The sequence below is a fragment of the Deinococcus sp. KSM4-11 genome (genome assembly GCF_004801415.1).
In the GTDB taxonomy this organism is placed as follows: domain Bacteria; phylum Deinococcota; class Deinococci; order Deinococcales; family Deinococcaceae; genus Deinococcus.
Genome location: NZ_SSNX01000003.1, coordinates 33993 through 50470, shown reverse-complemented (window position 1 = coordinate 50470; position 16478 = coordinate 33993). Strand labels below are relative to the sequence as shown.

The 16478-nt window shown below is 73.1% G+C and carries 15 protein-coding genes; 3 read left to right on the top strand and 12 right to left on the bottom strand.

All coding sequences use genetic code 11. The annotated features are described in order from the left end of the window. Positions 1-54 precede the first annotated feature (54 nt). Entirely contained in the window at positions 55-2796 is a 2742-nt protein-coding gene (locus E7T09_RS10060) for a hypothetical protein (protein ID WP_136389069.1), read from the top strand. Here the strand turns inward: E7T09_RS10060 and prmC are convergent. The 6 genes from prmC to E7T09_RS10030 all read right to left on the bottom strand — a co-directional run bounded on the left by prmC (position 2793) and on the right by E7T09_RS10030 (position 8460). Beyond that, the gene (prmC, locus tag E7T09_RS10055) at positions 2793-3629 is read right to left on the bottom strand and encodes a peptide chain release factor N(5)-glutamine methyltransferase (protein ID WP_136389068.1); all 837 of its coding nucleotides are present in this window, start codon (positions 3627-3629) and stop codon (positions 2793-2795) included. The two genes, E7T09_RS10060 and prmC, sit on opposite strands and share 4 nt — an antisense overlap. Next, complete coding sequence (locus E7T09_RS10050; RefSeq protein ID WP_136389067.1) at positions 3630-4217, bottom strand: protein jag; 588 nt, start codon at positions 4215-4217, stop codon at positions 3630-3632. A gap of 159 nt (positions 4218-4376) precedes the next feature. Further along, entirely contained in the window at positions 4377-4865 is a 489-nt protein-coding gene (locus E7T09_RS10045; RefSeq protein WP_240741735.1) for a low molecular weight phosphotyrosine protein phosphatase, read from the bottom strand. Then, on the bottom strand, positions 4862-5719 hold the full coding sequence (locus E7T09_RS10040; RefSeq protein WP_168734794.1) for a metallophosphoesterase family protein: 858 nt from the start codon (positions 5717-5719) through the stop codon (positions 4862-4864). Before E7T09_RS10040 ends, E7T09_RS10045 begins: the two co-directional genes overlap by 4 nt. Continuing rightward, the gene (locus E7T09_RS10035; RefSeq protein ID WP_136389065.1) at positions 5716-6912 is read right to left on the bottom strand and encodes a DUF418 domain-containing protein; all 1197 of its coding nucleotides are present in this window, start codon (positions 6910-6912) and stop codon (positions 5716-5718) included. The genes E7T09_RS10040 and E7T09_RS10035 overlap by 4 nt, the downstream gene beginning before the upstream one ends. A 9-nt stretch (positions 6913-6921) precedes the next feature. After that, entirely contained in the window at positions 6922-8460 is a 1539-nt protein-coding gene (locus E7T09_RS10030) for an MFS transporter (RefSeq protein ID WP_136389064.1), read from the bottom strand. 160 nt (positions 8461-8620) lie between these two features. Here E7T09_RS10030 and E7T09_RS10025 point away from each other — a divergent pair, with 160 nt between their 5' ends. Continuing rightward, on the top strand, positions 8621-8947 hold the full coding sequence (locus E7T09_RS10025) for a PadR family transcriptional regulator (RefSeq protein WP_136389063.1): 327 nt from the start codon (positions 8621-8623) through the stop codon (positions 8945-8947). A gap of 35 nt (positions 8948-8982) precedes the next feature. Continuing rightward, entirely contained in the window at positions 8983-10131 is a 1149-nt protein-coding gene (locus E7T09_RS10020) for a permease prefix domain 1-containing protein (protein WP_136389062.1), read from the top strand. Between the two features lie 3 nt (positions 10132-10134). Here the strand turns inward: E7T09_RS10020 and E7T09_RS10015 are convergent, their stop codons facing one another. The 6 genes from E7T09_RS10015 to E7T09_RS09990 form a co-directional block, all read right to left on the bottom strand. Next, positions 10135-11277: a cytochrome P450 gene (locus tag E7T09_RS10015; protein ID WP_136389457.1), complete on the bottom strand. Its 1143-nt coding sequence runs from the start codon at positions 11275-11277 to the stop codon at positions 10135-10137. Then, positions 11274-12695: an NAD(P)/FAD-dependent oxidoreductase gene (locus E7T09_RS10010; RefSeq protein WP_240741734.1), complete on the bottom strand. Its 1422-nt coding sequence runs from the start codon at positions 12693-12695 to the stop codon at positions 11274-11276. Before E7T09_RS10010 ends, E7T09_RS10015 begins: the two co-directional genes overlap by 4 nt. A 66-nt stretch (positions 12696-12761) precedes the next feature. Continuing rightward, on the bottom strand, positions 12762-13490 hold the full coding sequence (locus E7T09_RS10005) for a hypothetical protein (protein ID WP_136389060.1): 729 nt from the start codon (positions 13488-13490) through the stop codon (positions 12762-12764). Between the two features lie 22 nt (positions 13491-13512). Further along, positions 13513-14601 (bottom strand): glycosyltransferase family 2 protein, encoded by a 1089-nt coding sequence (locus tag E7T09_RS10000; RefSeq protein ID WP_136389059.1) that lies wholly within the window; start codon positions 14599-14601, stop codon positions 13513-13515. A gap of 193 nt (positions 14602-14794) precedes the next feature. After that, the gene (locus E7T09_RS09995) at positions 14795-15469 is read right to left on the bottom strand and encodes a 1-acyl-sn-glycerol-3-phosphate acyltransferase (protein WP_240741733.1); all 675 of its coding nucleotides are present in this window, start codon (positions 15467-15469) and stop codon (positions 14795-14797) included. After that, positions 15459-16478, bottom strand: a complete 1020-nt coding sequence (locus E7T09_RS09990) for a carotenoid biosynthesis protein (RefSeq protein ID WP_136389058.1) — start codon at positions 16476-16478, stop codon at positions 15459-15461. The genes E7T09_RS09995 and E7T09_RS09990 overlap by 11 nt, the downstream gene beginning before the upstream one ends.

The following is a 16478-nucleotide window of genomic DNA, read 5'->3' as shown; positions in this document are numbered from 1 at the left end:
TGACGGCGTTCAGATCGGCCCCCGTCCGTCCGCGCGGGGGCTTACGCTGCCGCTATGGAACTGCTGGTCGTGGTGGCGCTCATGCTGGCCGGGATCGCGCTGAGCCGCACCTCGGCCGCCGAACGCCGCCTTCGGGACGTGACCCGGCGGCTGGTGGCGCTGGAAGCGGGGGTGAAGCTGTCGGGCGAACCTGACGCCGCGCCTTCGGGCGTGCCGGTGGACGGAGTTCTTCCCAGCCCAGTGATCCCCACCCGGCCGCCGATCTGGCCGGAAGATGTGATGCCAGCCCTTCCTCCCCCTCTCCCCGCGCTCCGGACGTCGCGCGGGCCGTCGCTGTGGGCGCCGGAGTTCAGCCGCGCCCGGATCAGCGTGGCGGGCGGCCTGCTCGTGCTGGGTGGCCTCGCCTTCACCCTGCGGGCCCTGGGCGCCCCGGCGTGGACGCTGCTGCTGGCCGTGTTCGCCTTCGGCGCCCTGCTGTACTTCAATGCGCGGCGCGTGCCGTGGCCGGTGTCGGGGGCCCTGCGTGGTCTCGGGTATGGCGTGGCGGCGCTGGGCGTGGGCAGCCTGTCGCAGCGGCTGCCGGAGGCCTGGGGGCCGGCAGCGGTGCTGGGCGGTCTGCTGCTCCTGAGCGCAGCGCTGCTGTGGGACGCCTCGCGGCGCCGCGAACCCCTGCTGGGCGCCCTGGCCGTGTCGGGCGCGGCCCTCAGCACCTGGATGCTCACCGACGATCTGGGGCGCGCCTCGATTCCCGCCGTGGGCCTGACACTCCTGCTCGCGGGGGCCGCCGTGTGGTGGGGCCGCGCGCCGGGCGTCACCGAACGGGCACCCACCTGGCCGGAGGTGGAGCGGGAACGTCAGGCTGCCCAGCGCGCGGCCCTGCCCCTCACGCTGGCGGTGGCCGGCACGGTGCCGCTCGGCTGGCTGGTCGCCTCCATCCATCATGTGCCGCTGCGCCGCTGGTTCGATCCGATGCAGGGGCTGGCGGCGGCCCTGCAGGTCGACACCGGTGTCCCGGCCCTGTGGCCCTGGCTGCTGTTCAGCGTCCTGGCGCTGTCGGTGCCGCTGGCCCTCCTTGCACGTCCGGCGCAGGGCGATCCGGAACAGGCCGACCCCGGCCCGGAGGCGACCGCTGAACCGGCGGCCCTCGGGGCCGCCTGGGCCACGCTGATCCCGCAGGCGCTGGTCGCGCTGGCCGTGGGTGCTGTACTGTCCACGGCCGCGAACCGGGGAGCCGAGGTGGCCTGTGCGCTGGGGATCCTGCTGGCAGTGTCCGTGGCCGCCCGCTTGGCGTGGCGGCCTCCAGGAAACAGGGATTCGGGGGCGCTGGAGGGCGCGGTTCGGGGCGGCCTGACTGCCGGGGCGGCCGGGATCGCGGGGAGTCTGGCCGTCAGCGTGCTGGGCCCACGCACCGAGGCGCTGGCCCTCTCGGGGATCGCGGCGGCGTTGCTGCTGGTCGGCCTGTACGGCCGCAGCCGCTTCTGGCTGCGGGTGGGAGCGCTCGGTCTGGCGGGTGCAGCGGCCCTGGGCACGGCGCGGGCGCTGGATGCCAGCCTCTGGACTGGCCAGCCCTGGACTGGCCTGCCCTGGGCTGGTTGGCCCCCAGTCCGGTCGGACGTCGGCGCAGCCCTGCTGGGCGCCGCTCCCGCCGTCCTCGCCGTTCTGGCGGCCCTGCGGCTGGGCCCGGTGGACGGGATGAAGGCGGGCCTCTCCCGCAGCAGGTGGACGGCCCCGCTGCTGGCGGGCCTGGGCAGCGCGGGAATTGGAGGCTCGCTGCTGGCGGGCGGCTCGGTGCTGGTGTGGCTGTGGTGCGCCATAGCCGCACTGGGGTTGGTGTGGCTGACCCGAACTCGATCCACTCTGGCACCGCTCCCGGGCCTCGTTGGGGTTCTGGCGGGAGCGCCCGGACTGGGGGTCGGCGCCCTGGAACTCCTGCGGACACACACCGGCTTGGAGGCGCTGCTGGGCGTCAGTGCCGCGCTGCTTGCGGGCGGCGCGCTCTACGGGGCGTCCCGCGTGCTGGAGATCCCGGCGGCTGGAACGCTGGCTTCCCTCAGCCAGCTCGCCTCGCTGGCCTTCGTGGTGGGAGGACTGAGCCGCACGGCCAGCATTTTCTGGCCCGCCATGGGCACTCCCGGCGCGCTGGCCCTGACGGCGCTGCTCAGTGTGCCGCTCCGCTGGCGCTGGTCGTGGAGCCGCCGCCTGGACACCTTGCTGGGCCTGGGCGTGCTGGCGCTGCTGGGTGTGGTCGGCAGTGGGCCGGATACGCCGCAGGCGGTTCCTGTCGTGGGTGCCCTGCTGCTGCTGTGCACCTGGGCGCTGACCCGCACGGCCACCGGGCTTGCCTGGCTGAACCGCGTGGGGCGCGACCTGTGTCCGGAGGCTGCGCCCCAGAGCGCCACCGGGCGCACGTACTGGGGCGCGGGCCTGCTGGCGCTGACGCTGCTGACCATCGGCGACCGTCTGGGCGGCGCCGGAGCGACCCTGCGCCCCTGGCTGGTGCTGTCCAGCCTGAGCGCGCTGCTGGTGGGCCTGCACGCGTGCCTCCAGGCCCACCGCGCAGGTGGTGGCGCTGCCCGCCGCTGGTGGAACGCCGGCCTGACCGTGATCGTCCTGGCGGGCATCAAGAGTGCCGGGCTCGACGTGTGGCGCTGGCCCAACCCGCCCGCCGCGCTGGGCATTGCGGTGCTCGTGACGGGCCTGAGCCTGCTGACCGTGGCGATCCTCGCGCCCCGCCCCGGCGAGCCTGCCCTCCCACCCGACGAGGTGCCGCCCGGTGGAGACCTGACGGATCCCTAACCGGGCCGCGCTTCAATGAAGCGCTCGCGAGCGGCCAGATCCGCGTGAACCGTGGCGACCCAGCCCTGGGCCCTGAGCTCTTCCGCGAAGTGTCCGGCGTTGCGTGGATCGAGTTCCAGCAGGAGCAGCCCACCGGTGCCCAGGACGTCGGCCACCTGTGCGGTCAGCCGCCGGGCCACGTCCAGGCCGTCCGGGCCGGCGTACAGGGCCAGTTCCGGATCATGCCGGATCTCCGGCTGGGCGTCCTGCCGATCCCTGTCCGGCAGGTAGGGTGGATTGGAGACGACCACATCGAACGGGCCGGACAGACCGGTCAGCAGGTCGGCGTGCCGGAAGGTCACCTCCAGGCCATTCAGGGCGGCATTCTCCCGGGCGAGGCCAAGGGCCTCCGGGCTGATGTCCGTGGCCGTGACCCGCGCGTCCGGGCGGGCCGCCTTCACGCCCAGGGCGAGGGCGCCCGTGCCGGTGCCGACATCCAGCACACGCGGGGCCGCTCGTCCCCGGAGGGCCACCACGGTCAGGTGCAGCAGCCACTCGGTTTCCGGACGGGGCACCAGGGCGCGGGCGTCCACGCGCAGGGTCACGCCGCCCCACTCGACCGTGCCCAGCAGGTACTGGAGCGGTTCACGGGCCGCGCGCCGGGCCAGCAGGCTATGCAGGGCCAGCTCCTGATCTGCCGTCACGGGCGCGTCCCCATCCGTGACCAGGGCCGTGGGAGTCAAGTGAAGGGCGTGCAGCAGCAGCGCGCGGGCGTCCACCTCCGGTGAGGGAACGCCCGCGCGTCTCAGCTCCTCCGTCGCCGAGCGCAACCGGGCGCGGCGGGTGGAAGCCACTCAGCTGTGCCGGGGCCGGATGATCAGCCGGCGGCTGGCGCCCTCGCCGACCGACTCGCTCATCACGTCCGGGTGCTCCTTCAGGGCGATGTGGATCACGCGGCGCTCGGCCGCCGGCATGGGCTGCATCTCGTGCGATTCCCCGCTCTTGGCGACCTGCACGGCCAGCCGCTCCGCGAGTTTCGTCAGCGTGTCGGCCTGCCGGCGCCGGAAGCCGCCCACGTCCACCCGCACGCGCAGCTCGCCGCGTCCGTCCTGCTTGGCCAGCACCGTGTATGCCAGCACCTCGATGGCTCCCAGCGTGCGCCCGTCCCGGCCGGCCAGCCGGGCGGCGCTCTCGCCGGTGATGTCGGCCTCCAGCGCGTCGCCGCTGTCCTGCACGGTCACGCTCAGCGAGGGATCGATCCGGGCCACCAGGCCGCGCAGGAAGCGTTCCAGCACCACGACGGGCGCCTCGTGCGCGGCCTCCAGCGAGGGGGCCGCGCTGCCGGGGATCGCTTCCGGGGCGGGCGGGGGCAGCTCGCTCTCGTCGGCGTCGCTGATCCCCAGCCCCGCGAGGTAGTCGTCGAGGTTCGTCCGGTTGTCCATGCTCCGCAGTCTACAGTGCGGCTCTCACCACCTTCCCACGGAGCCGCCGGCCCTCGACCGACGTCCGGTGAGGTGGATGCCGGGCCGGGCGGCGCACCGGCAGCACGGATCGCCTTGCCGCCCTGAATGGATCTCCGCTGCCGTCCTGGCAATGCGTGATCACTCCGCGCCGTCCGGACGCAGTGCCATCTGGGCCGCGAAGCTGCGGGCGCTGCGTTCCAGCATGGCGTAGACCTCTTCGAAGCCGTCCGGGCCACCGTAGTACGGATCCGGCACGTCCGCGTCCGGGGCCTGCGGGTCGAAGTCGCGCATCAGCAGGATTTGCGCGCGGGCCCCCGGCGGAGCCAAGCGGCGGGCCTCGGCAACGTTCTGTGCGTCCATGCCGAGAATCACGTCCTGGGTAGAGAAATCGCTGGCGGTGAGCTGCCGCGCCCTTCCTGCCAGCGTGAGCCCGTGTCGGCGCGCGACCTCACGGCTGCGCGGATCGGCCGGGTGGCCCACATGCCAGTCGCCCGTGCCCGCCGAGTCCACCAGCGCGGGCACCCCGGCCGCCTCCAGTTCCCGCGCCAGCAGCACCTCCGCGAGCGGACTGCGGCAGATGTTGCCCAGGCACAGGGCCAGCACCCGCAGCGGTGGGCGGGCCGTCACGGGCGCGGCCCGATCTCGGCCAACAGCGCGGCGGGTACGAAGGGATCGCTGGCCCACTCGCGGTGCACGTCCTCCCAGGTCAGGTGGGGTTGCGAGCCGTTCCAGACGCGCTGCGCCGCCCGCAGGAAGCCGGGTTCCAGCACCGGCTGGTGCGCCTGCATGGCGTCCAGCAGTCCGGCCGCCACGGATCGCAGTTCCGGTGGGAAGATCGAGCGCCAGTAGGGCCGCGCGCCCGCGAGGAAGCCGGCCTCCCCGTCGGGTGTCACGTCCAGCGCGCGGCCAGGGGCGGTGATGTCCAGGTGGACGACCTGTGGTGGTCGCCCCGGCGCGAGGAGCGCCCGCGCGACGCTCCGCACCGTCTGCACCGTGAAACTGTTCCCGGCCGCGAGCGCACCCGGATTGATCAGCCACACGCCCTGGTGCAGCGTGACCAGCGGAATGTGCGTGTGGCCGAACACGACCACGTCCGCCCCGGCCGATCTGGCGTGTGCGGCCAGCCGGTCGAGTTTCGGCTTCCACGAGTCGTCCTTGCGGAACTCCAGCTCGTCCGCGCGGTGGGCGTGGTGCGAGTGCCACAGCAGCACCCGGTGCCCGCCCGCGTGGATCAGGGCGCGCTCGGGCAGTTCCCGCTGCGCTTCTGGCGTGTCGTCGTTGCCGTGCACGGCGATCACGGGGCCGAGTGCGCCCAGTTCGTCCAGCACGCGCAGTTCGCCCACATCCCCGGCATGCAGGATCAGCTGCACGTCTGCGAACAGTTCCGGCAGGGTGGCCGGGAGCGCGGGCAGCCGCAGCGGCAGGTGCGTGTCCGAGATCAGGCCGAGGGTCACCGCTCCAACTGGACGCGCGTCTGTCATTTCGGATCCTCCCGAATTGGGCGGGTGCTGATCCGCCCGTACACCACGGCGCGCACCAGCCATTCCATCGGGCCGGTGCCGGTGCGGCGCAGCCACCACGCACTGACCGGCAATTGCAGCAGCCCGAAGGCCAGCGCCAGAGCCAGGGCGCCCAGCGCGCCCCAGCGGCCCCACTGCGCCCCGGCGTACGGATAGAACACGGAGGTCATGACCACGCTCTGCGTGAGGTAATTGCTCATGGCCAGCCGCCCGGACGCTGCGAAGTGCCGCCACGCGCCCAGCCGGCCCGCCGCAGCCAGCAGGCCCAGCACGCCCACGTACCCCAGCGCGGAGGCCAGCCCGCCGCCCATCCGCACGGGAATGGCGAGCAGGCCCGCCGCGTATTCCGGACGGGTGTTCAGGTACGCCAGCAGGGCGCCCAGCGGCAGTCCCACGCTCAGCCCGCCTACCGCCAGCCGGCGCAGCAGCGGCCGGTGCTCCTGCGGATGCAGCAGCAGACCCGTGCGCTGCGCCGCCGCCCCCAGGCAGAACAGGGCCAGCAGCCACGGGCCGTTGTACACGGCGCTGCCGATCAGCAGCGGGCCGAATTCCGTGGCACGTAGCGACACGTTCCCCGCGTAGCTGGGCAGCAGCTCGGGCAGACCGCTGAACCGCCCGGCCGCTTCCCCCAGCACGTCCAGTCCGGCCAGGAGGGTCAGGCCCAGCCACCAGCTGCCCAGCACGGCGGCGAGTCCCACCAGGGCGGGGGCCTCCAGGCGGGCCGTGAGCAGCACCAGCACGCCCAGCAGCGCGTACAGGCTGATGATGTCTCCGTGCCACACCAGCACGTAATGCGCCGCGCCCACCGCCAGCAGCACCGCGTGCCGCCTCAGGAAGGTCCAGGGGCCCTGCCGCGCGATCAGGCCCGCCGCCCCCCACCCGAACAGCATGGCGAAGATCGAGATGAACCGCCCGTTGGCGAGCGTGTCCGTGATGACCTGCGCCACCCGGTCCGGCCCGGTCTGCGTCCACTCGCGGAACCCTGCGAAGTCCTGCATGTTCACGATCAGGATGCCCGCCAGCGCCACGCCCCGCAGCACGTCCGGCAGCGGTGAGCGCCGCTGTACCGGCCCACGCGCCGCCAGAGGCCCGGCCTCGGGTGGCGGCGCGGCAGGCCCCGGCTCCAGCTCCTGCGGGGGGGGCAGCACGGTCATGCGTTCAGGCTAGCGCTCTCCTCCGTGTTCTGAGGGATTCGGGCTCCCAGGGGATTCCGGACGGCGCAGGATCAGCCCACCGGCCACGCCACCGAGCACGCCCAGCAGCCCGGCGGCCAGCGCGACCGTGCGGAAGGCGTCCGCGAAGGCCGCATGTAGCGCGTCACTTGCTACCCGTGGAGCGCCCGGCGGGAGCTGGATGTCCGTCAGGCGGGGGGCCTGCGCCAGCACTCCGGCCCGCCACGGCACGTCGCCCACGGCCGCGCGCAGCCGTGAATCCAGCGCTCCCCGGTAGCTGCCGACCAGCAGCAGGCCCAGCGCCGCCACGGCCAGCAGCCCGGCGGCCCTCGCCACGGCGTTGTTCACGCCGCTCGCCAGGCCGCTCTGCTCGCGGCCCAGGCTGCCCATGACCGCGCTCGACAGGGGCGCAACCGTCAGGGCCATGCCCAGGCCCAGCACCACCGCGCCGGGAAACACCGACGTCCAGTACCCGCCCCGCAGCACGCCCAGCAGCGCGAAGCCTACGCCGGCCAGCGCCGGCCCGGCGGCCAGGAACACGCGCGGCCCGTGGCGGTCGGCCAGCCCGCCGAACCAGCCGGACAGGCCCGCCAGCAGCAGCGACAATGGCAGCAGCGCCGCCCCCGCCGCCGTGGCGCTCAGGCCCCGCGAGCCGATCAGGTACAGCGGCAGGTACAGCCCGACCGCGCCCAGCGCGCCGTACAGCAGGAAGGTCAGCAGGTTGGTGCCCACGAAGACCCGGTTGCGCCACAGCGTGGGCGGCAGCATCGGGGCGGGGGCGCGGGCCTCCCACCAGGCAAAGAAAGCCAGGGCCAGCGCCGCCACGCCCAGCAGCGCCAGCGCCATCCCGTCCCAGCCGGCCTCGCCCGCCCGCGTGAAGGCCAGCGCCAGGCCGCCCAGCCCAGCGGTGACGGCGCCGGCGCCGGCCCAGTCCGGCCGCGCTCCGGGCGCGCGCGTTTCCGGCACGCGCCCCAGCAGGGCCAGCACGCCCACCGCCAGCGGCAGGTTGATGAAGAACACCCAGCGCCACGAGCCCAGGTCAACCAGCGCGCCGCCCGCCACCGGGCCCAGCAGCGTCATCACGGAACTGGCCGCGCTCCACAGGCCCACGCCCCGGCCCCGGCGCGAGTCGTCGAACACCGCGCCGATCATGGCCAGACTGCCCGGCACCAGCAGCGCCGCTCCCACGCCCTGCACGACCCGCGCGGCGATGAGCACCGTCAGGGTCGGGGCCAGCCCGCAGGCCAGGGACGCCAGCGCGAACACGCCCACGCCCCAGCTGTACACCCGCCGTCGCCCGAAGGCGTCCCCCAGCGCGCCGCCCACCAGGGTCAGGGCCGCGAGCATCAGCGCGTAGGCGTTCACCACCCACTGCACGCCTCCCGCCGTGGCGTGCAGGTCGCGCTGCACGGCGCTGAGGGCCACGTTCACGACCGTGCCGTCCAGGAAAGCCATGCTGGAACCCAGCACGGTCACCGTCAGGGTCCAGCGTTCCTCGGCGGTCAGTCGTGTCTGGGCAGGAGGGGCCATGCCCCAGCGTACGCGGGCTGGGCTGAATGACGGCGCGGAGAGCGGAGCTGAATGGCCGGCATCGCCGGGGCTGGAGGTGATCCGGATCACACACGATCCTTACTATCGGAGTACGATATCGGTAAGCAATAATCAAACTCTGTTCTGCCCAGGAGGCCCCATGGATCCGAACCTGCTCAAAGGTCACCTCGATCTGATCCTGCTCGCCATCATCGACGGTGATCCCAAGTACGGCCTGGAGATCAGCAAGGAAGCGCAGCTCCGCACCGACGGGTACTTCGACCTCAAGGTCGGCAGCCTGTACCCCGCCCTCCACCGCCTGGAACTGGCCGGCTGGCTGACCGGCGAGTTCCAGCCCGCCCCGCGCGGCGGCGCGCCCGTCAAGTACTACCAGCTCACCGACAGCGGCGTGCGCGCCCTGCACGACAAACGTGGGCAGTTCGAGGCCTTCTCCCGCCAGATCGGCCGACTGACCACCAGTACCTGAACCCGCTCTCCCGCCGCTCACCCCAGGAGGACACCATGAGCGAGGACGACCCCCTGCAGACCTACCTGACCCGCGCCACCCGTGGCCTGCACCGCCGCACCCGACAGGAGGTGGGCCGTGAACTGCGCGGCCACATCGAGGCCCGCGTGCAGGACTTCCTGCTCGCCGGGTACAGCGACGCCGAGGCGCTGCGCCGCACCCTGGCGGAACTCGGTGAACCCGCGCACGTCCAGGGCGGCATGCAGCGCGTGTACGTGTGGCCCCAGGCCATGCGCGGCAGCCTGCTGGGGGCCCTCGCCTGCGGCGCCGTGTACGCCATGCTGCACCTTTCCAGCGTGCTGGCGCAGGTCGAGGGCTACCACCCGACCTTCACGCCCCTGCCCGGCCCGTACACCTACGTGGACACCGGCAGCCTATGGAACGAACTGAAGAAGGCGGGCGTGGAGGTGCAGGGCTCCGGCACCGCGCCGCTGCTCCACCTGCCGGGCCTGAACACGCCGGTGCGGGTGAACCTCGTCGAGTCCGGCAGCGGAGACTTCGTCAACCGAACCCTGATCGTCGACTACGCCAGCGGGCACACCTTCCTGGATCTGAATGCGGTGGTGGCCGCCGTCACGGCCGCCGGACTCGACGTGCGGGTGGACGGCTGGCAGAATCCCACGCTGCACCTGGGGCCCGTGATCCTCACGCTTGGGACGCCGGATCACCCGCTCGACGCCTACAACCTGTACGATCCGGCGCTGGCCCCGCTGGCCCGCACCCTGGGATTGAACGGCCGCCGCTCCTCCCGCGTGGACGATATGAGCGTGTTCAGCCACCACGACCTGAAGGTCAGTGCGCCCAGTGGGACGCCCTACGCGCTGGTCAGCGTCCGGCGCCTGCCGCGCAGTCTGGCGCGCGGGGACACGCTGGTGCTCGCCTACGACCTCGCGCAGGCCGACGCGACCGGCACCGTGCACTTCCGCATGGCGTACGACCTGGCCCACCTGCACCTGACCGCCGACCCCGCCGACCTGCGAACCGACGCCGACTGGCTGCGCGCCGCCACGGACGAAGCGGTCATCACCTACGCCACCGGCGACCACCCTGCACAGGCCCTGCTGCTGCGCCTGAACGGTCAGCTCAGCGGGCAGGCCTACAGCGTGGTTGCCCAGTCCGGCCAGAGCGTGGGCGACCAGTACTGATCCTCAGGTCCGGCGTACGACCAGCGGCCCGCGTGGCCCCAGCGTGATTCCCGGCTGCGGCGTGTCGTCGCCCCGCACGGCCCGCAGGAGTGGCAGTGTGCCCAGCACGTCGTGAATGAGCATCTGCGCCAGGTGCATGCCCAGGCACAGCCGCTCGCCCCCGCCGAACGGCAGGTACGCCCACGCGGGGGGGCGCTCCGTCCAGCGCTGCGGCTGGAACGCCTCGGGCGCGTCCCACAGTTCCGGGTCGCGGCCACTCAGGTACGGCGAGTACAGCGCGAGCGCGCCACGCGGAAGCCGGACGCTGTTCCACTCGACGTCCCGCGACAGGCGGCGGCTTCCCATCCAGCCCGGGGGGAACAGGCGCAGGACTTCCTTCAGGACGGCCGGATGGTGCTCGGGGGCGTGCCACTGCGGGTGCCGGGCCAGAAACCAGATCGCGTAGGCCAGCGCGTGCGTGGTCGTATCGTGGGCCGCAGCCAGCGACACCCGCGTTTCCTCCAGTCCGCCCGGCAGGGGGGCCAGCACGGCCAGCAGGTCGTCCCCACCCTCCGTGAGCCGCCGGTGTCCCAGCCGCCGCACCTCCGCCTCCACCCGCAGGAACAGCAGCGGCCGGGGCAGTGCGGGCACCGGGAACGGGCGGCGCAGCGGTGCCAGGAACGCGTGCAGCAGCCCTGGATCGAACTCCCCGCTGAAGTACGCCGCGTTCAGCAGCCGCAGCACCGCCCCATCGGCCCACGCCAGCGCGTCGAATTCGCCCTCGGGCACTGGTGGCAGGGCTGAGCGCGTGCGGCCCTGCAAGGCTGCAAGGTGGCTTCGCCCGAACCCTGAATTCATGAGCTGCCGCCGGGGCGCATGGCCGGGCGCGTCCGTCAGGATCACGCCGCCCGACAGGTACGGCACCACCCGCGAGAAACTCCCCGCGCTCACGAAGGCCCGCAGATCCGTCAGCAGCCGCCGGTTCCACGCCGGAGAAAAACCGACCACCGCTGGCAGCCCCAGCCGCAGGCGGAAAATGTCCTGCCCCGCCGCGCGCGCGATCCGTGCGCCCGCCTCGATCAAGGGCAGCGGTCTCAGCGCCCAGTCCTGAAGGTGCCCGTTGCCCGGGCGGGTCGGCGGCTGGGGCAGGGCGTCCAGTCCCCTCAGAACGGCCACACCTCATTCCCATCGGGCACGTCCAGGCCGTCCAGATCGTCGAAGGGCACGCCCAGCAGCGTGCCGGCACCGTTCCAGCCACTCAGCAGGCTCAGGGGCACGCCGCCGCCCGGATGCACGGTGCCGCCCACCTGCACCAGATTACGGGCCTGCGGGAACGTCCAGCCGGGGCGCAGACTGCCGCCCAGCCCGTGCGGAGCGCGGCCGTACAGCGCGCCGCCCCGGGCGGTGCGGGCGTAGGCCGCCGGGGACAGGGCCAGCCAGTCCATCACGTCCAGTTCGAAGCGCTCCCGGAGGTGGCGCAGCAGGAACGCGCCGTACACCTCGGGCTCGTCGGTCACGTCGGGCATCGCCGGGGCGTTCACCAGCAGAAAGGCGCGTTCGCCGTCCAGGTGCAGGTACAGCGTCGGGTCGCGCGGCAGATGTCCGGCGCGGATGTCGCGCCACTCGCGGGCGTAGTCGGCCGGCCAGAAGATGTGGTGGGCACGCCCGTGATCGCCGTTCAGGTGCAGCTGCAACGCGAAGCCGCTGACGCCCCTGGGGGTCGGTTTCTCCTTCAGGCCCAGCCACTCCACCGTCAGGGCGCGGTCGGCGGCGCTCACCCAGGCGTCGGCGGCAAATGCCCCCCGGTTCGTGTGCGCGCCCAGCACGCGGCTGCCGTGCGTGCTGAGGGATTGCACCTGCGTGTTGAACTCGAAGCGCACGCCCTGTACCACGGCCTCCTCGTACAGCCGGCGGGCCAGCTCCAGCAGGCCGCCCTGGAGGTGCCACACCCCGTAGCCGAGTTCCACCCACGCGATGTTGTGCAGTACGGCGGGCGCGCGGTACGGGTCGGCGCCCAGGTAGGTGGCGAAGCGCAGCCAGAAGGGGGTGAGGAAGCGCCCGGAACGCACATACCGGCGCAGCGGCACCAGGGGCGCCGCCTCACGGCCGTGCCGCAGTGCGTACTGGGCGAGGTGTAGGCGCGAAGGCGGCGGAGCGAACAGGAACGTCCGGGCGGCCCCCTGGTACATACGCCGTGAGGCGTTCAGGAGCTGCGCGTACCGCACGCCCTCGGCCTTCGAGAGCTGACTCAGGGTGGGTTCCAGGCTGCCGGCCACGTGCAGCGCTTCGGGCGCGAACTCCCGGCCCTGTGGCGCGTGGTACGTGGTGGTGGGCCGCGCGGCCTCCAGCGCCGGCGGGTTCCAGCCCAGGCGGTCATGCAGCGCGCGGAACACCTGCGGCATGGTCACGACGGTCGGGCCGCTGGAGAAGTCCGGGGCGCCCAGCGCGGCCTTCCCGCCGGGGCCGTCCAGGGAGTCGAGCACCGTGACCCGCACGCCCGCACGGGCCAGCCGCAGGGCCGCCGCGAGGCCCGCGAAGCCCGCGCCGACCACGGCCACGTGATTCACGGTGCGCCGGCTCGCCATCCGCCGAGGATAGGTCATGCGCCGGGATGGGCCTTCAGGCGTGAAGCCGACCTGAAGGGGCCACCGTCAGTTCGGAACGCTCACCGAGTACACCTGCAGAGGCCACGTCTTGAGCACCGCGCCGCCTCGCAGGACGCGCAGGTGCCCGCCCAGAGGGGCGGTGGTGTCCGGAACGCCGACCTCCAGCTCGTAGGTGTAGGCCGCGTGCGTCCAGACATAGCGGTCGCGGCCAGCCGGGGTGTGCGTGTGCACGCCGCCGGTGAGGTACACGCCGGGCGTGCCGTCGCGGTTGCGGCTGGCATACGTGACGTGCCCGCCGGCCTCCCAGACGATCACGGTGTGCTTCGCGGTGGCGGCCAGCACGGCGGCCTGCGGCACGTACCGGCAGGTGAAGTGACCGCTGGAGACGTTGAACTCGTTCACGTGGGTCATGCGGTACGCGGGGTCGTTCACGTTCTCGATGTTGCTGCTGTGCACGAAATATCCCGGATCGGGCGGCGCAGGTTGCCCGGGAAGGCTCAGCGGCGTGTAGACCTGCCCGGCGCCGGGATCGTCCACGCCCATGCGGTACGCGCGGTTGAGCTGCTGAGCGCCCAGCCAGGTCGCCAGCGTGACCGGCCCCGGCGCGTGGGCGGGCGCGGTCACGGCCAGGACGTGGGCGGGCGTGTCGCACCAGAACCTCACCTGCTGCCAGCCTGCGATGTTCGCGACCGAATAGTCGTGGTAGCCCACCGCGCCCGCCCCGCTGAAGCACAGCAGGCCGGCCAGGATCGACGCCTTGAGGGGTGCGTTCATGGCCTGATGCTACTCCCGGTCCTCAGCGCGCCTTCTGCGGGTAGGTGCGGCCTTTCCAGCTCACGGTGCGGCGCAGCGCGCGGGCGTACACGGGCAGGGCCAGCAGCGGCGTCAGCGGCCCGAGCAGGCCCTCCAGCAGATCGGCAGGCCGCGTCCGGCCGCTGATGACGTTCGCCGCCACCCGCTCCAGCAACCCGGCCACGCGCAGCACCCGCCAGCCGGGCACCCGCACCAGCCACGGCAGGGTGTAGACCGCCAGGTGCGCCACAGCGCTGAGCAGCAGCAGCGGCCGGGAGCCCAGGTGCAGCGGCAGGACGTTCTTGGCGTAGCCCGCCACCGACTGCGGGTATGAGGCGTACATCCGCACCCCGATCAGCGGCCCGCCCAGTGCCACCGCCAGCCGCCTGCCGCGCGCCTTGAGGTGCCGGGCGAATTCCGTGTCGTCCAGCACGACCTGCCGTACCGCTGCGAACCCGCCCGCCTCCTCCAGTGCGCGGCGGCGCAGGGCCATGACCTGCCCGTTCGCCATGCTCGCGGCCGGCTGCGGCAGGCCGATCAAGGGGTACGGGAAGTACGACAGCACCGCGTTGTCGACCAGCGGCGTGAGGAGCCGCTCGCCCACGGTCACCGGGCGCTGCCGGGGCTGCACGCTCAGCAGGTCGGCGCCCGTATGTTCAAGCCCGTGCAGCACGGCGTCCAGCGCGCCCGGTTGCCAGATCACGTCTGCGTCCACGAACACCAGCACGTCTCCCGACGCGGCCCGCCAGAGCTGCTGGCAGGCCCACGGCTTCCCGTACCAGCCGTCCGGCCGTGGCTCCCCCCGGATCACCTGCGCGCCCAGGCAGCCAGCCACGATACCCGTGCCGTCGGTCGACTCGTCGTCCAGCACGATCACTTCGTCGGCGCCCTGGGCGAGCAGGCCCGGCAGCGTGTGCGGCAGGGCACGCGCCTCGTTGCGGGCCGGCACGAGCAGGGACACGCGCGGGCGCAGGGAGGGCCGTGAGGGATGCAGGCGGGGGAAGGTCACGGCGTTCACCAGCAGCACCACCGCCTTGCTGGCCAGCCATCCCAGAGCCAGGGCGCGGTACAGCCGGGCAGGGAGGGACGTCATGCCCCCTTCATAGGGCCGATAGGGAACGAACACCGTCTGCTACCAAACCGATTCCAGGGCAGGCGGAGCTCTGCACGGAAGGCCAACGCCTCTTGCCGGTGCGGGCGTTGTCTCATGGCCACTCTCCTGCGGATTCGAAGCGCTGCGTCGTGGCTGTCCCCGTCGCTCTCACCTCGGCGCCGTTCGGCCTGATTCAGCTCCGTGAGCGATCACCCGTGAGCAGCGTGAGCAGCTGCGAGGGCCAGTCCACCCGATCTGAGGTGCTCGCCCGACCCCGGCTGATCCGCAGGTAGCCCGCCAGCGGCTGTTCCGGGTCGCTGCCTTGCAGCTCGGCGTCCAGGGCCGCGAGTTCGTGCCTCATCCCTGCTCCCAGTCCATCGGCCGTGACCGGTGGCCCGAGGCGCACGTACGCTTCCGGCCACTGCCCCCCGCGCATGACCACCCGCAGGCCCACCGGGATCAGCGCCGCGTGCGCCTGCCGTGCGATCCACGCTGCGCCCGGCTGCACGGCCCTCAACGTGGCGGCAGGCTGTACGGCCCCTTCGGGGAAGACGATCACCCAGGCCCCCTCCTGCGCGGCCCGCACGGCCGCCCGCATTTCGCGCGCATCCAGGGCGCCCAGGCGGCGCAGGAACGGAAACCGCGACAGCTGCCGCCCGGTCATCAGCACCCGGAAGTCCGCTCCCACCCACCAGCCCAGCTCGCGCAGCACGTACCCGTCCCACCACGAGTGATGGTTCGGCGCGAGCACCGCGCCGCCCGTGGGCAGTGGGCCGCGCAGCCACACGCCGCCCAGCCCGCTTCGGACGCTCTGGCGGATGCTGGCGCGCAGCAGCGCCGTGGCCCAGGGGTGGCGCTCAGGCGTCACGGCGCGTCACCCGCCACGCCAGCCCCAGGCCCGCCAGCATGGCCACGAGCGTCACCGCCGCCTCGGCATACCGCCCGACCAGCACCAGGCCGCCCGGCAGGAAGAACACCTCGATGGAATACACGACCCCGAAGCCCACACGGCTGACGGACGGGCGCGGCAGCAGGCTCAGCGACGGCCCGCCACCCATGGGGAAGGCCCGCGCGAACCATGGCAGGGCCCACGCCCATTCCAGTGAGTTCAGGCCGAACAGCCTCGGAGAGAGGCCGGTGAACATCCACGACAGCAGCGCCCCCACGCCCCACCAGCCCACGAAGTTCTCCAGCGGTGCGCCCGCCCACAGGCCCAGCAGGTCGTGCCACGTCCAGTAGCCCTGCGCGGTCATCAGGGGTTCCAGTCCCACGTCCCACAGCATCATCAGCACGCCGGCCAGCCACGGTCGCCCGCCGGACAGGCTGGTGGCCGTCAGGGTCAGCGCGAACCAGCCCAGCGGCACGACCAGCGGCACGCCCAGCAGCGTGGGGGCCGGCGCGCCCGCGTACGAATAGTCTCCGAAGGGAATGCCGGTGCGGCTCCCTGCGACCTCCACGCCCAGCCCCACACCGAAGGCCACGAGGGCCATGATCGCGGCCTTCGCGGCGTTCTCGCGCTCCCACACGAACAGCAGCGCCGCCACGAACAGCGCGCCCGTGCTCAGCAGGCCCAGCAGCGGGAACAGCTGGGGCCACAGCGGCACCGGAATCTTCAGCGCCGCGTACAGCGCCACGAACCACAGCCACGTCGGAGTCTGGGCGGCCAGCGCCCGGCCTCTCTGCGCGAGCGTTCCCCAGAAGCCGTGCCCCAGCGTGTCCCCGGCCAGCGCCAGCGCGCCCGCGAGCGGCAACCCCAGCGCGATCAATGCCCAGCCCAGCGCGTGCGCGGCGATAACCAGCAGCGCGCCCAGGAAGGCCACGCCCAGCGCCAGCAGGGCCAGCCCGGCACGCCGCAGGGTGGGGGAGAGGGCGGGCAT